This window comes from Limimaricola soesokkakensis (genome assembly GCF_900172345.1).
Taxonomy (GTDB): domain Bacteria; phylum Pseudomonadota; class Alphaproteobacteria; order Rhodobacterales; family Rhodobacteraceae; genus Limimaricola; species Limimaricola soesokkakensis.
In genome coordinates this window covers 125602-138684 of the sequence record NZ_FWFY01000003.1, presented here as the reverse complement: position 1 = coordinate 138684, position 13083 = coordinate 125602, and the positions used below count along the sequence as shown (strand labels likewise).

The window sequence follows — 13083 nt, the reverse complement described above, 5'->3', positions numbered from 1 at the left end:
CGACTCCCCCCGGCGTATTTGAGGAAAGATGAAATCATGCCGGCTCGAGCAGCATCAGCCGGATCGGCGTGCCGTCCTCGCAGGGCAGGATCGTGTCGCCGGCGAAGCCGGCGCGCAGATAGGCCGCGATGGCGCGGGTGTTGTCGGGCGCGGGATCGACCGCGACCAGAGGCGCGCCCGCCGCGATCAGTTGCAGCGCGCGGGCGCGCAGGAAGGCCGCGCCATGGCCGCGGCCGAGATAGGCCGGATCGCCGAGGAAGGCGTCCATGCCGCGCGCGCGCTTTTTCAGATGCGCGTAATGCGGCATGTCGTAGAAATGGACGTCGTAATCCTGGACATATGCGAAGGGATGCGCCCGGTGCTCGACGATGCGCATGTCGGTGCCGGTGTTGCCCTCGGCCCAGTCGCGCTCGATCTCGGCCCATTCGGTGGCGGCGTCGCCCCACCAGCCGTCGATATGCGGCTCCGCCAGCCAGCGGTCGAACAGCCGCCGGTCCGAGGCGACCAGCGGCCTGAAGCGATATTCAGCCGGCATCGGACCCGATCCGCCCCGCCGCCCGGTCGAGCCGCGCCAGGGCCTCGTCGATCTCGGCCTCGGTGATATTCAGGGGTGGCAGCAGCCGCACCACATTGTCGGCAGCGGGCACGGTGAGCACGCCCTCGGCATAGCCCGCCTGCACCAGATCGGCGGGGGCTGCCTTGCATTTCAGCCCGAGCATCAGCCCGGTGCCGCGCACGCCTTCGAACACTTCGGGATGCGCCGCCACGAGGCCTTCGAGGCCTTGGCGCAGCCGCCCGGCCCGTGCCCGCACCCCTTCGAGAAACCCCTGATCGGCGACGATCTCCATCACCTTCGCGCCGACCGCGCAGGCCAGGGGGTTGCCGCCATAGGTCGAGCCATGTGTGCCGGCGGTCATCGCCGATGCCGCCGCTTCGGTGGCCAGCACCGCGCCCAGGGGAAAGCCGCCGCCGATGCCCTTGGCAACCATCATGATGTCCGGGGTCATACCAGCCCATTCATGGGCGAAGAGGCGGCCGGTCCGGCCCATGCCGCACTGCACCTCGTCGAAAATCAGCAGCGCGCCGATGTCGTCGCACAGGTCGCGCAGCCCCTTCAGACATTGGTCGGGCACCGGCCGGATGCCGCCCTCGCCCTGCACCGGCTCGATCAGGATCGCGCCGACATCCGCCTGCGCCGCGGCCTCGCGCAGGGCATCGTGATCGCCCCAGGGCAGCTGGGTGAAGCCCGGCAGCAGCGGGCCGAAGCCCTTTGTCATTTTCTCGGTGCCGACGGCGGCGATCGCCGCCGAGGAGCGGCCATGGAACGCGCCTTCGAAGGTGAGGATGCGCGTGCGCTGCGGCTCGCCCTTCTCGTGCCAGTACCTGCGCGCCATCTTCACCGCGAGCTCCATCGCTTCGGTGCCCGAATTGGTGAAGAAGCAGGTGTCGGCAAAGCTGTTCTCGACCAGCGCGTCGGCGAGCCGCTGCTGCGCCGGGATCTGGTAGAGGTTCGAGACGTGCCACAGCGCGTTCGCCTGGGTGGTCAGCGCGTCCACGAGATCGGGGTTCGCATGGCCCAGCGCGTTGACGGCGATGCCGGCGCCGAGATCGAGATATCGCCGCCCGTCCTCGGTCTGCAGCCAGACGCCCTCGCCCTTCACGAAGGACAGGGGCGCGCGGTTGTAGGTTGGCAGGATCGAGGGGATCATGGCAATGGTCCTTCAAGAGGCCCCGTTGGTGCCGCAGCGGCAGGGGCAAGTCAATTGTCGTGGGGGAAGCGGGACGCAAAATGAGCCGCGTCGCGAAGCGAATGAGCTTCAGCGTCGGCGTCGGGCGGCGGCAAAGGCGGCGATCTGCGTCATGCGCGCGACGTTAGGCGAGGAATACCGGGACGGAAAGAGGAAAACGGCGCCGCCCCCGCGCGGGCATGCTAGCCTTCGCCGAAAGACGAGGGAGGTATCGCATGCAGGACGATCTCGCGATCCGCGCGCGCGGGCTGCGGCGCAGCTTCGGCGATCTCAGGGCGGTGGACGGCATCGATCTCGACGTGCCGCGCGGCATGATCTTCGCCATTCTCGGTCCCAATGGCGCCGGCAAGACCACGCTGCTGCGGATGCTCGCCACGCTGACCCGGCCCGATGCGGGCACCGCGCAGGTGATGGGTCATGATCTCGCGGAGCATCCGGAGAGGGTCCGCGCCGCGATCGCCATGACCGGGCAATTCGCCTCGCTCGACGAGGATCTGACGGGGCGCGAGAATCTGGTGATGCTGGCCCGGCTCTGGGGGTTCGGCTGGCGCGCGGCCAAGGCGCGGGCCGGCGAGCTTCTGGCGGCGTTCGACCTCGCGGAGGCGGCCAAGAAGCAGGTCAAGGACTACTCGGGCGGGATGCGGCGCCGCCTCGACATCGCCGCATCGCTGATCGTGACGCCGGGCGTGCTGTTTCTCGACGAGCCGACCACCGGGCTTGACCCTTCGGCCCGCGCCGGGGTCTGGCGGCTGATCCGGGGGCTTTCTGCCGAAGGGGTGACGATCCTGCTCACCACGCAGTATCTCGAAGAGGCCGATCAGCTCGCGGGCCGCATCGCGGTGATCGACCACGGCCGCAAGATCGCCGAGGGCACCAGCCGCGAGTTGAAGGCGCAGACCGGGTCGGGCGTGCTGCATGTCACGCCGCTAGATCCGGGCAACCGCGCGATCGCGCTGGGCATTCTCGGCGAGACGGCGCAGGCCGACCCGGAGGGGGCGCGCCTCTCGGTGCCGGTCACCGATGACGCCGAGGCGGCGGCGCATCTGGCACGGCTGTCGGAAGCGGGGATCCGGCTCGTAGAATTCTCGCTCGGCGCGCCGAGCCTCGACGAGGTGTTCTTCGCCCTGACCGGAAAGGAAGCCGCATGAGCATCCCCCTGCCCCGCGGCCCGCGCCCCGCCGCCCCCTCGCCCGCCTCGACGGCGCTGACCTTCGCATGGCGCGCGGTGCTCAAGTTCCGCCACGTGCCCGAGCAGTTGTTCGACCTCGTCATGACGCCGATCATGTTCACGCTGCTCTTCACCTTCATCTTCGGCGGCGCGCTGGCCGGGTCGTCCACCGCCTATCTGCAATGGTTCATTCCCGGCATCCTCGTGCAGACCACCGTGTTCAACACCGTCTATTCCGGGATGGGGCTGTCCACGGATCTCTCCAAGGGGCTGTTCGACCGGTTCCGAAGCCTGCCGATCTGGTCGCTGGCCCCCTTTGCCGGGCTGATGGTGGGCGACATGCTGCGCCACTCCATCGCGGGCGCGATCATCCTCGGCATCGGCTTGGCATTGGGCTACCGCCCCGAGGCGGGGCTGACGGGCATCCTTGCCTCATTCGCGCTGCTGCTGGCGATCGGCTTCGGCTGGGGCTGGATCTTCATCGTGCTGGGACTCGTTGTGCGCACGCCGATGACGGTGATGACGCTGGGCTTCGCGGTGCTGTTTCCGGTGACCTTCGCCTCGAACATCATGGTCGACCCCGTGACCATGCCGGGCTGGCTGCAGGCCTTCGTGGCGGTGAACCCGGTCTCTCTGATGACCACGGCGATGCGGGCGCTGATGGCGGGTACGGCGACGCTCGGGGAGATCGGCCTCGCGCTGCTCGGCCCGGCGATCCTGACCGCGCTTCTGGCGCCGCTGACGCTTGCGCTCTACCGCCGCAGGTAGCGCCGCCAGCGCAGCCGCTCGGGACGCGGCGAGGGCACGGGGGTGAACAGGTTGCGCTCCAGCACCCGGATCGAGCCGGCATTGCCCGGGTCGGTTTCGGCGAGAAGCGCCACGAGCCCCTCGTCCAGCGCGCGTTCGATGAAGGCGCCGACCGCCGCGCCGGCTATGCCGCGACCGCGCTGGGCCGGTGACACCGCATAGCCGAACTCGGCATGGCCCGCCGGGTCGGGCAGCTTCGAAACCACGAAGCCGACCATGAGGTCGCCCTCGGTAATCAGGCACGTGCCCCAGCCCTGCGCTGCTCGCAGGTCCTCGCAGCGCCGGGCGATCAGCATCGCGGTGGTCACGGTGACCAGCCCGGTCTCCGGCAGCTTCAGCCCCTGGGGCGGCAGCCCGACGGCAAGGCGCTCGAAATCGGCCGGGACGGCGTCGCGCAGCTTCATGGTTTGAGCCTGTAGCCCTTCTCGAGCCAGGCCCAGGCCAGGCCGAGAACCACCATGCAGGAGACCAGTGCGATGCCGAGGCCGAGAACCGGCGAGCTGTCGGAGACGCCGATCATGCCGTAGCGCGCCCCGTCGATCAGGTAGAAGAACGGGTTGGCGTGGCTCAGCGTCTGCAGGAATCCCGGCAATGCGTCGATCGAGTAGAAGGTGCCGGACAGGAAAGCGAGCGGGGTCACGAGGAAATTTGTGATCGCCGCCAGCTGGTCGAATTTCTGCGCGTAGATCCCGGCGATCAGGCCCAGCGCGCCCATGAAGATCGACCCCAGCACCCAGAAGGCCAGAGCCCAGAGCGGATGCGCGAGACCGACGCCGAGAAACAGCCAGACGCCCGTGGCGATCACCGTAGCAACGATCAGGCCGCGCGCCACCGATCCCGCGACATAGCCCGCCAGCACCTCGGCCGAGGAGAGCGGCGCCATCAGCGTGTCGACGATGTTGCCCTGCACCTTGGCCGAGGCGAGGGAAGACGAGGTGTTGGCGAAGGCCTGCTGGATCACCGTCATCATCAACAGGCCCGGCGCCAGGAAATGCAGGAACTCCACCCCCATCACGTCGCCGCGTCGCGGCCCGATGGCGATGGTGAAGATCAGCAGGAACAGCGCCGCGTTGATCAGCGGCGCCATCACCGTCTGCGCCCAGACATTGAGGAAACGGCGGATCTCGCGGATGGCGAGCGTGGCGGTGCCCAGCCTGTTGAACCGGCCGAAGCGGCGGATGCCCTGGTCTGTATCGATGCTCATTTGCGCACCTCCTAGGGCCCGGGTTGTAGCCGTCACATGCGCGGTGGCAAGGCCGCAACGCGGGCGATGCCGGCCACCGGGCTGCGCGCGCCGGGTTGAACTGCGGCGCGTGGCTGTGTAAATCGGCACGTCGCAACTGAAACGGCGGGCCACCGCCCAACCGATCGGAGGCATTGCATGTCCTGGACCGACGAGCGCGTCGAGACGCTCAAGAAAATGTGGAACGAGGGCCAGTCGGCGAGCCAGATCGCCAAGGAACTCGGGGGCGTGACGCGCAACGCCGTGATCGGCAAGGTGCACCGCCTGGGCCTGTCGAACCGCACCGGCGTGGCGCCGCAGCCCACCCCGGCCGCCCCGCAGGCCGCCCCCGCGGCCCCGGCCCAGCCGGCGGCCCCGTCGCGCCCAGAGCCCGCGCCGCAGGCCGCCGCGCCCGAGCCCGCGAAGGAAGAAGAGGACGACACGCCGATCCCGATGAGCGCCGCGCGCCGTGCCATCATCCCTGCGGGTCAACCGCTGCCGCCGCAGCCCTCGGCCAACGAGATCAGTCCCGAGGCGCTCGCCAAGGTCTCCGAGGTGGAGAAGGGCGCCAAGAAGCTGACGCTGATGGAGCTGACCGAGAAGACCTGCAAATGGCCGGTGGGCGATCCCGCGACCGACAATTTCTGGTTCTGCGGCCTGCCGACCCAGCAGGGCAAACCCTATTGCGAAGCGCATGTCGGCGTCGCCTTCCAGCCGATGTCCTCGCGCCGCGACCGCCGGCGCTGAGTTCCTCGCAATCGAGAGACGCCAAGGGGCCGCCACCGCGCGGCCCCTTTCTTCATGCGGCCACGGCTATCCGGCGGTCTTCGATGGTCGGCGGTACCAGTCCAGCGCCATCCTTTCGGTCTGCATGATGAACGGGGCCTTGCCGTCCTGATAGGCTTCGCGGGATCGCACCCCGCCATTCGTCAGCCGTAGCTTGAGCGCGCCATAGGCGGCGGCTCGCTCCGGGTGCTGTCGCAGGTAATCGCGGAACGCGAGATGCCGCTCGATATGGGCCGAACCTTCCGAATAGATGTGCAGGTGAAAGGTGTGCCGCCCGGCTGCATCCTTCTTGAGAAAGTAGCGGCGGCCTTCGATGCCGTAGGCGCCCATCGCCACGTAGCCCAACGCACGCAGCTCGGCCGTTCGCTGATCCAGCTGTCCGAGTTCCGGTACCACACCCAACATGTCAATCACCGGTTTCGACGGAATTCCGGGTATGGCCGTGCTGCCGATATGGTGCAGAGCAATGACCATTTCGGCCAGCACCGCCTGAACCGCCCGAGCCTCGGCGGCGAAAGCGGCGGACCAGTTCGGGTCATGGGGCATGATGAGATCTCGCATGCCCGTGCCTAGCGGCGGCCGCGCCCCGCTGCAACGCTACCTCACAGCAAGGCGCCGCCGAGTTAGTTGAGAATTATTCGCAATCCAGTTGACTTCTTGCGAATGGTTCGCATCTTCTCGGTGGCAGAGTTCTAGTCAATCCGGAGACCTACATGCGCCCCCTGCCCCTTCTCGCCCTCGGCCTCTCGGTGCTGGCCCTGCCCGCCACCGCGCAGGACAAGCTCAAGGTGGCGACCAGCTTCACCGTGATCGCCGACATGGCCCGCAATGTCGCGGGCGATGCCGCCGAGGTGGTGTCGATCACCAAGCCCGGCGCGGAGATCCACAACTACCAGCCCACGCCGCGCGACATTCTCGGCGTACGCGATGCCGATCTCGTGCTGTGGAACGGGCTGAACCTCGAACTGTGGTTCGAGCAATTTCTCGACAATGCGGGCGACCGGCCCGCCGCCGTGATCTCCGAGGGCATCGAGCCGATCTCGATCTCGGGCGGCGAATATGAGGGCAAGCCCAACCCGCATGCCTGGATGAGCCCCGACAGCGCCGCGATCTATGTCGACAACATCCGCGACGCCCTGAGCAAGGCCGATCCCGAGAACGCCGAGACCTATGCCGCCAACGCCGAGGCCTACAAGGCCGAGATTGCCGCGATGATCGAGCCGCTGCGCGCCGAGATCGAGAAGGTCCCCGAGGAAAAGCGCTGGCTGGTCTCCTGCGAGGGGGCGTTCAGCTATCTCGCCCGCGACCTCGGGCTGAACGAGCTCTATCTGTGGCCGATCAATGCCGACGCCACCGGCACGCCGCAGCAGGTGCGCAAGGTGATCGACGGGGTGCGCGAGCACGAGATCCCGGCGGTGTTCTGCGAAAGCACGGTCAACACCGACCCGGCAAAGCAGGTCGCACGTGAAACGGGCGCGATCTATGGCGGCGAACTCTACGTCGACTCGCTGTCCGAGCCGGACGGCCCAGTGCCGAGTTATCTTGACCTGCTGCGCGTCACCACCGAAACCATCGCCGATGGCCTGAACGGAGGCGAGTGATGGATGCCCGCGCCTATCCCGAGCACGCGCAAGGCGCGGGCGCCGGCATTTCCGCCGAGGGTGTCACCGTCTCCTACCGCAACGGCGTCACGGCGCTGCGCGAGGCCAGCTTCGCGCTGCCCGTCGGCACGATCTCGGCGCTGGTCGGGGTCAACGGCGCGGGCAAGTCCACCCTGTTCAAGGCGATCATGGGTTTCCTGCCGCTGGCGCGGGGCTCGATCTCGATCCTCGGGCAACCGGTGAAACAGGCGCTTAAATCCGGCCTCGTCGCCTATGTGCCGCAGGCCGAGGAGGTCGACTGGACCTTTCCGGTGCTGGTCGAGGACGTGGTGATGATGGGTCGCTACGGGCGCATGGGCTTCCTGCGCCGGCCGCGCGCGGCCGACCACGCCGCCGTCACCTCGGCGCTGGAGCGGGTCGGCATGACCGATTTCCGGCATCGCCAGATCGGCGAGCTGTCAGGCGGCCAGCGCAAGCGGGTCTTCCTTGCCCGCGCGCTGGCGCAGGATGGGCGGGTGATCCTGCTCGACGAGCCCTTCACCGGCGTCGACGTGCAGACCGAGGAGGCGATCATCCGCCTGCTGCGCGAGTTGCGCGACGAGGGTCGGGTGATGCTGGTCTCGACTCACAACCTCGGGAGCGTGCCCGAGTTCTGCGACCGCACCGTGCTGGTGAAGGGCACGGTTCTCGCGCATGGCCCGACGCGCGAGGTGTTCACCCGCGACAATCTCGAGCGCGCCTTCGGCGGCGTGCTGCGGCATTTCGTGCTGGGCGGCGCCGAGCTGCATCAGGACGAGGATGCCCGCAAGCTGCGCATCCTCTCGGATGATGAACGCCCGCTGGTGTTCTACGACGACCGCCAGCAGACCGGCGGCAGCAACGGGGGCGAGAGATGATCGAAACGCTCACCCTGCCCTTCACCTATGGCTATATGCTCAACGCGATGTGGGTGTCGGCCCTCGTCGGCGCGGTCTGCGCCTTTCTCTCGGCCTATCTGATGCTCAAGGGCTGGTCGCTGATTGGCGACGCGCTCTCGCACTCCATCGTGCCGGGCGTCGCGGGGGCCTACATGCTGGGCCTGCCCTTCGCGCTAGGCGCGTTCCTCTCGGGCGGGCTGGCGGCGGCGGCGATGCTGTTCCTCAACCAGCGCACCGGCCTCAAGGAAGACACGGTGATCGGCCTGATCTTCACCGGCTTCTTCGGGCTGGGGCTGTTCATGGTCTCGGTCTCGCCGACGCCGGTGGACGTGCAGACCATCATCCTTGGCAACATCCTCGCCATCACGCCGGAGGACACGCTCCAGCTCGCCATCATCGGCGCGGTCTGCCTCGTGGTGCTGCTCCTGAAATGGAAGGACCTGATGGTCGCCTTCTTCGACGAGACGCATGCGCGCTCCGTGGGCCTGCGCCCCGGCATGCTGCGCTTCGTGTTCTTCGTGCTGCTTTCGGCGGCCTGCGTGGCGGCACTGCAGACCGTGGGCGCATTTCTCGTCATCGCCATGGTGGTGACGCCCGGCGCCACGGCCTACCTGCTCACCGACCGCTTCCCGCGGCTGATCGTCATTGCCGTGATGCTGGGGAGCCTCACCAGCTTCACCGGCGCCTATGCCTCCTTCTTCCTCGACGGGGCCACGGGCGGCGTGATCATCACGTTGCAGACGCTCATCTTCCTGCTCGTCTTCGTCTTCGCGCCCAAGCATGGCTGGCTCGCGGCACGGGCCCGCGCGAGGGCGGCGCTATGAGCGACTGGCTGCTTCCGTTCCAGCTCGACTTCATGCGCGATGCCTTTGTGATCGGCGGGCTGATCGCCGTGCCCTGCGCGCTGCTGTCGTGCTTTTTGGTGCTCAAGGGCTGGTCGCTGATGGGCGACGCAGTGAGCCACGCGGTGCTGCCCGGCGTGGTGCTGGCCTACATCCTGAACATCCCCCTGCTGATCGGGGCCTTCGTCGCGGGCATGTCCTGCGCGCTGCTGACAGGCTTTCTCACCGATCACAGCCGGATCAAGCAGGACACAGTGATGGGTGTCGTGTTCTCCGGCATGTTCGGCGTAGGCCTCGTGCTCTACACTTGGATCGAGAGCGAAGTGCATCTCGACCACATCCTGTTCGGCAACATGCTCGGCATCGACGCGCAGGATCTTTGGACCGCGGGAATCGTCGGCGGGCTGGTGAGCCTCGCGCTTCTGGCGCGCTGGCGCGACCTGATGCTGCATGCATTCGACGCAGCTCATGCGCGTGCGCTGGGAATGCCGGTGGGGCTTTTTCACTATGGGCTGCTGGCGCTCCTGTCGCTGACCATCGTGAGCACGCTTTCGGCGGTCGGCATCATCCTCGCCATCGGCCTCCTGATCGCGCCGGGCGCCATCGCGTTCCTTGTCACACGCCGCTTCGGCACGATGCTGATGGTCGCAGTGGCGGTGACGCTCCTCGCCACTTGGGGTGGGGTCTATGCGAGCTTCTGGATCGACAGCGCTCCCGCGCCGACGATCATCCTCGGCCTTACGCTGATCTTCGTGATGGCCTTTGCCTGGAAGTCGATCACGATCCGCCGTGCCGAGAACGGAAGGGCTTCCCAGACGGGCTGAGAGCCATTAGATCGCGCGGATGCAGAATCCTCCCGATCTCCGACCCGACCTCGCCCCCAAGGCGCGCTTCACCGATGTCGCCCGCCCCGGCCAGCCGACCATCGGCATGGTCTCGCTCGGCTGCCCCAAGGCGCTCGTGGACAGCGAGCGCATCCTCACGCGGCTCAGGGCCGAAGGCTACGCGATCAGCCCCGACTACGCCGGGGCGGACGCGGTGATCGTCAACACCTGCGGCTTTCTCGACAGCGCCAAGGCCGAGAGCCTCGACGCGATCGGCGAGGCGTTGAACGAGAACGGCAAGGTGATCGTCACCGGCTGCCTCGGCGCCGAGCCCGACTACATCACCGGCGCCCACCCGAAAGTGCTGGCCGTCACTGGCCCGCATCAATACGAGCAGGTGCTCGACGCGGTGCATGGCGCGGTGCCGCCCAGCCCCGATCCCTTCGTGGACCTGCTGCCCGCACGCGGCATCTCGCTCACGCCGCGGCATTTCAGCTATCTGAAGATTTCCGAGGGCTGCAATCACAAGTGCAAGTTCTGCATCATCCCCGACATGCGGGGCCGGCTGCAGTCGCGCCCGGCCCATGCGGTGATGCGCGAGGCCGAAAAGCTCGTGGAGGCAGGGGTGCGCGAGCTTCTGGTGATCAGCCAGGACACGAGCGCCTATGGCCTCGACATCCGCCACGCCGAGGATCGGGGCCACCGCGCCCATATCACCGATCTGGCGCGCGATCTCGGGAGCCTCGGGGCCTGGGTGCGGCTGCACTACGTCTACCCCTACCCGCATGTGCGCGACCTGATCCCGCTGATGGCCGATCCGAACTCCGGCCTGCTGCCCTATCTCGACATCCCGTTCCAGCATGGGCACCCCGACGTGCTCAAGCGCATGGCGCGCCCCGCGGCCTCCGCGAAGACGCTCGACGAGATCGCGGCGTGGCGGTCGATCGCACCCGACATCACCCTGCGCTCGACCTTCATCGTCGGCTACCCCGGCGAGACCGAGGCCGAGTTCGACTACATGCTCGACTGGCTCGACGAGGCGCAGCTCGACCGGGTCGGCTGCTTCAAATATGAGAACGTCGCGGGGGCCCGGTCGAACGACTTGCCGGACCACGTGCCCGAAGAGGTCAAGCAGGAGCGCTGGGAGCGCTTCATGCAGAAGGCGCAGGCAATTTCCGAAGCCAAGCTCGAAGCCAAGGTGGGCCAGCACCTGCAGGTCATCGTCGACGAGGTCGACGAGGAGGCCGCGACCTGCCGCACCATGGCCGACGCGCCCGAGATCGACGGAAACCTGTTCATCGACGAGGGTCACGAGATCCTCAAGCCGGGCGACATGCTCACCGTGAAGGTCGACGAGGCCGGTGAATATGATCTCTGGGGCAGGATGATCGGGAGTTGAAGACATGTGACGCATGGGCGGTGTTGCCGCCCTGCGTCGAACACTAGATGGTCGGAAAATGGCCGCTGGCCGTGATCGCCCCTAAGTGGCATCCTCGGTCGGGTGGCGCTTTCGTCGGAGAACTCGAACCTTGCTGCAATCCTCTCAAATGCGCCCTCTCGACGATGCCCAGCGGCGGCTGCACGCCGTGCTCAACAACGCCAGCGTCTCGATCTTCCTGATGGATGACCGGCAGCAATGCATCTACATGAACCGCGCCGCAGAGCTGCTGACCGGCTGGACGTTGGAGGAGGTCGTCGCGCTCGACAAACCGCTGCACGACATCATCCACCATACCTATCCTGACGGCACTCCGTTTCCGCTGCATGAATGTGCCATCGACCGCGCCTTCCCCGAGCACAACCAGACCCAGGGCGAGGAGGTCTTCGTCCACCGGGACGGGCATTTCTACCCGGTCGGCTTCACCGCCAGCCCGATCCGCGACGAGGAAAGCCAGACCATCGGCACGATCATCGAGGTGCGCGACATCTCCGAGGAGAAGCGCGCCCAGGAACGGCAGCGGCTTCTGGTCAACGAGCTGAACCACCGGGTCAAGAACACCCTCGCCACCGTCCAGTCGATCGCCTGGCAGACCTTCAAGGGCACCGATCCCGAGACTTTCGAGCGCTTCTCGGGTCGGCTGACCACCCTGTCGCGTGCGCATAACGTGCTGACCGAAACCGCATGGGCGGGCGCCTCGCTGCAGGGCATCGCCGATGCCGCCGTCGAGATGACCGCGCCGGGGCGGATCTTCGTGACCGGCGAGGATCTCGATGTTCACCCCAAGGCAGCGGTGAGCCTCTCGATGGCGCTGCACGAGCTGGGTACCAACGCATTGAAATACGGGTCGCTCAGCCAGCCCGATGGCGAGGTCGCGCTTGAATGGACCGCGGAGCCCGCTGAGGAAGGTCGCACGCATCTGGCGCTGCGCTGGACCGAGCGTGGCGGTCCGCTGATCGCCCCGCCCGCGTCGAGGGGCTTCGGACTGCGGCTGATCGAGCGACAGGTGGCGATGGAATTCGGCGGCGAGGCGCATGTCGATTTCCGCCCCGAAGGGCTGGTCTGCCGGATCGACATGCTGCTGCCGCAGCTGCCCGACCCCGTCGCGTTGGAGCCATCCGCCGGGGCCGGACATGGGTAGCGGAGAGCTTACCGGCGTGCGGGTGCTTCTGGTTGAGGACGAATGCATCGTTGCGATGCTGGGCGAGGACGTGCTCAGCGAGGCCGGCTGCCGGGTCACGGTGGCGATGCGGCTCAGCGAGGCGCTGCGCGCCGCCGAGGAGAGCGATCTCGACGTGGCGATCCTCGACGTGAATCTTGGCAACGAGACGAGCTATCCGGTGGCCGAGCTGCTCGAAGAGCGCAAGATCCCCTTCATCTTCGCCACCGGCTACGCCTCGGCCGGCCTTGCGGGCAGCTATGCCGAGCACCCTTGCGTGCAAAAGCCCTACGATCCCGGCCAACTTCTGGCCGCCGCGCGGGCGGTCATCGGGACCTGAGCGCCGACGGCCCGGCATTGACCCAGTGCTGGTCCGACGCGGCGGCGCACCACCTGCGCCTCGCCCGTGGGGCGACTGCAACGTCTCACATCTTCCAAGACTGACAACTGGACTCGATGCAGCTCTCGGTCCCGCTCCCCGAGCCTAGCCGCCATATGCCACCGCGATGGGCAAGACCTTCCCTGCCCTTAGCCAGCTCCAACATCGACGCGGAATCCCGACCGGCCCCGC

General features: G+C 67.5%; 15 protein-coding genes. 10 read left to right on the top strand and 5 right to left on the bottom strand.

Annotated elements, in window-relative coordinates:
• Positions 1–34: 34 nt before the first annotated feature.
• Entirely contained in the window at positions 35–535 is a 501-nt protein-coding gene (locus tag LOS8367_RS06055; protein WP_085895597.1) for a GNAT family N-acetyltransferase, read from the bottom strand.
• On the bottom strand, positions 525–1709 hold the full coding sequence (locus LOS8367_RS06050) for an aspartate aminotransferase family protein (RefSeq protein WP_085895596.1): 1185 nt from the start codon (positions 1707–1709) through the stop codon (positions 525–527). The genes LOS8367_RS06055 and LOS8367_RS06050 overlap by 11 nt, the downstream gene beginning before the upstream one ends.
• A 254-nt stretch (positions 1710–1963) precedes the next feature.
• Between LOS8367_RS06050 and LOS8367_RS06045 the strand changes: the two genes are divergently transcribed.
• Together LOS8367_RS06045 and LOS8367_RS06040 are read left to right on the top strand one after the other, a co-directional pair.
• Entirely contained in the window at positions 1964–2896 is a 933-nt protein-coding gene (locus tag LOS8367_RS06045) for an ATP-binding cassette domain-containing protein (RefSeq protein WP_085895595.1), read from the top strand.
• Entirely contained in the window at positions 2893–3684 is a 792-nt protein-coding gene (locus tag LOS8367_RS06040; RefSeq protein ID WP_085895594.1) for an ABC transporter permease, read from the top strand. Before LOS8367_RS06045 ends, LOS8367_RS06040 begins: the two co-directional genes overlap by 4 nt.
• Here LOS8367_RS06040 and LOS8367_RS06035 read toward each other — a convergent pair.
• Positions 3669–4127, bottom strand: a complete 459-nt coding sequence (locus LOS8367_RS06035; protein ID WP_085895593.1) for a GNAT family N-acetyltransferase — start codon at positions 4125–4127, stop codon at positions 3669–3671. The two genes, LOS8367_RS06040 and LOS8367_RS06035, sit on opposite strands and share 16 nt — an antisense overlap.
• Positions 4124–4927 (bottom strand): ABC transporter permease, encoded by an 804-nt coding sequence (locus LOS8367_RS06030; protein ID WP_085895592.1) that lies wholly within the window; start codon positions 4925–4927, stop codon positions 4124–4126. Before LOS8367_RS06030 ends, LOS8367_RS06035 begins: the two co-directional genes overlap by 4 nt.
• Before the next feature lie 177 nt (positions 4928–5104).
• Here LOS8367_RS06030 and LOS8367_RS06025 point away from each other — a divergent pair, with 177 nt between their 5' ends.
• Positions 5105–5692, top strand: coding sequence for a GcrA family cell cycle regulator (locus tag LOS8367_RS06025; protein ID WP_085895591.1), 588 nt, complete (start codon positions 5105–5107; stop codon positions 5690–5692).
• A 66-nt stretch (positions 5693–5758) separates the two neighbouring features.
• Here the strand turns inward: LOS8367_RS06025 and LOS8367_RS06020 are convergent, their stop codons facing one another.
• Positions 5759–6292 carry a GrpB family protein gene (locus LOS8367_RS06020; RefSeq protein WP_085895590.1) on the bottom strand — a complete coding sequence of 178 codons (534 nt, stop codon included), beginning with the start codon at positions 6290–6292 and terminating at the stop codon, positions 5759–5761.
• A 152-nt stretch (positions 6293–6444) separates the two neighbouring features.
• Here LOS8367_RS06020 and LOS8367_RS06015 point away from each other — a divergent pair, with 152 nt between their 5' ends.
• The 7 genes from LOS8367_RS06015 (at position 6445) to LOS8367_RS05985 (ending at position 12852) form a co-directional block, all read left to right on the top strand.
• On the top strand, positions 6445–7332 hold the full coding sequence (locus LOS8367_RS06015) for a metal ABC transporter substrate-binding protein (RefSeq protein ID WP_085895589.1): 888 nt from the start codon (positions 6445–6447) through the stop codon (positions 7330–7332).
• Complete coding sequence (locus LOS8367_RS06010; protein ID WP_085895588.1) at positions 7332–8228, top strand: manganese/iron ABC transporter ATP-binding protein; 897 nt, start codon at positions 7332–7334, stop codon at positions 8226–8228. Before LOS8367_RS06015 ends, LOS8367_RS06010 begins: the two co-directional genes overlap by 1 nt.
• On the top strand, positions 8225–9073 hold the full coding sequence (locus LOS8367_RS06005) for a metal ABC transporter permease (RefSeq protein WP_085895587.1): 849 nt from the start codon (positions 8225–8227) through the stop codon (positions 9071–9073). Before LOS8367_RS06010 ends, LOS8367_RS06005 begins: the two co-directional genes overlap by 4 nt.
• Positions 9070–9915, top strand: coding sequence for a metal ABC transporter permease (locus tag LOS8367_RS06000; RefSeq protein WP_085895586.1), 846 nt, complete (start codon positions 9070–9072; stop codon positions 9913–9915). Before LOS8367_RS06005 ends, LOS8367_RS06000 begins: the two co-directional genes overlap by 4 nt.
• Before the next feature lie 19 nt (positions 9916–9934).
• A complete protein-coding gene (gene rimO, locus LOS8367_RS05995; protein ID WP_085895585.1) occupies positions 9935–11314 on the top strand; it encodes a 30S ribosomal protein S12 methylthiotransferase RimO in 1380 nt (459 codons plus the stop codon).
• A gap of 148 nt (positions 11315–11462) precedes the next feature.
• Positions 11463–12494 carry a sensor histidine kinase gene (locus tag LOS8367_RS05990; protein WP_165761392.1) on the top strand — a complete coding sequence of 344 codons (1032 nt, stop codon included), beginning with the start codon at positions 11463–11465 and terminating at the stop codon, positions 12492–12494.
• Positions 12487–12852, top strand: a complete 366-nt coding sequence (locus tag LOS8367_RS05985; protein WP_085895584.1) for a response regulator — start codon at positions 12487–12489, stop codon at positions 12850–12852. Before LOS8367_RS05990 ends, LOS8367_RS05985 begins: the two co-directional genes overlap by 8 nt.
• Positions 12853–13083: the final 231 nt, after the last annotated feature.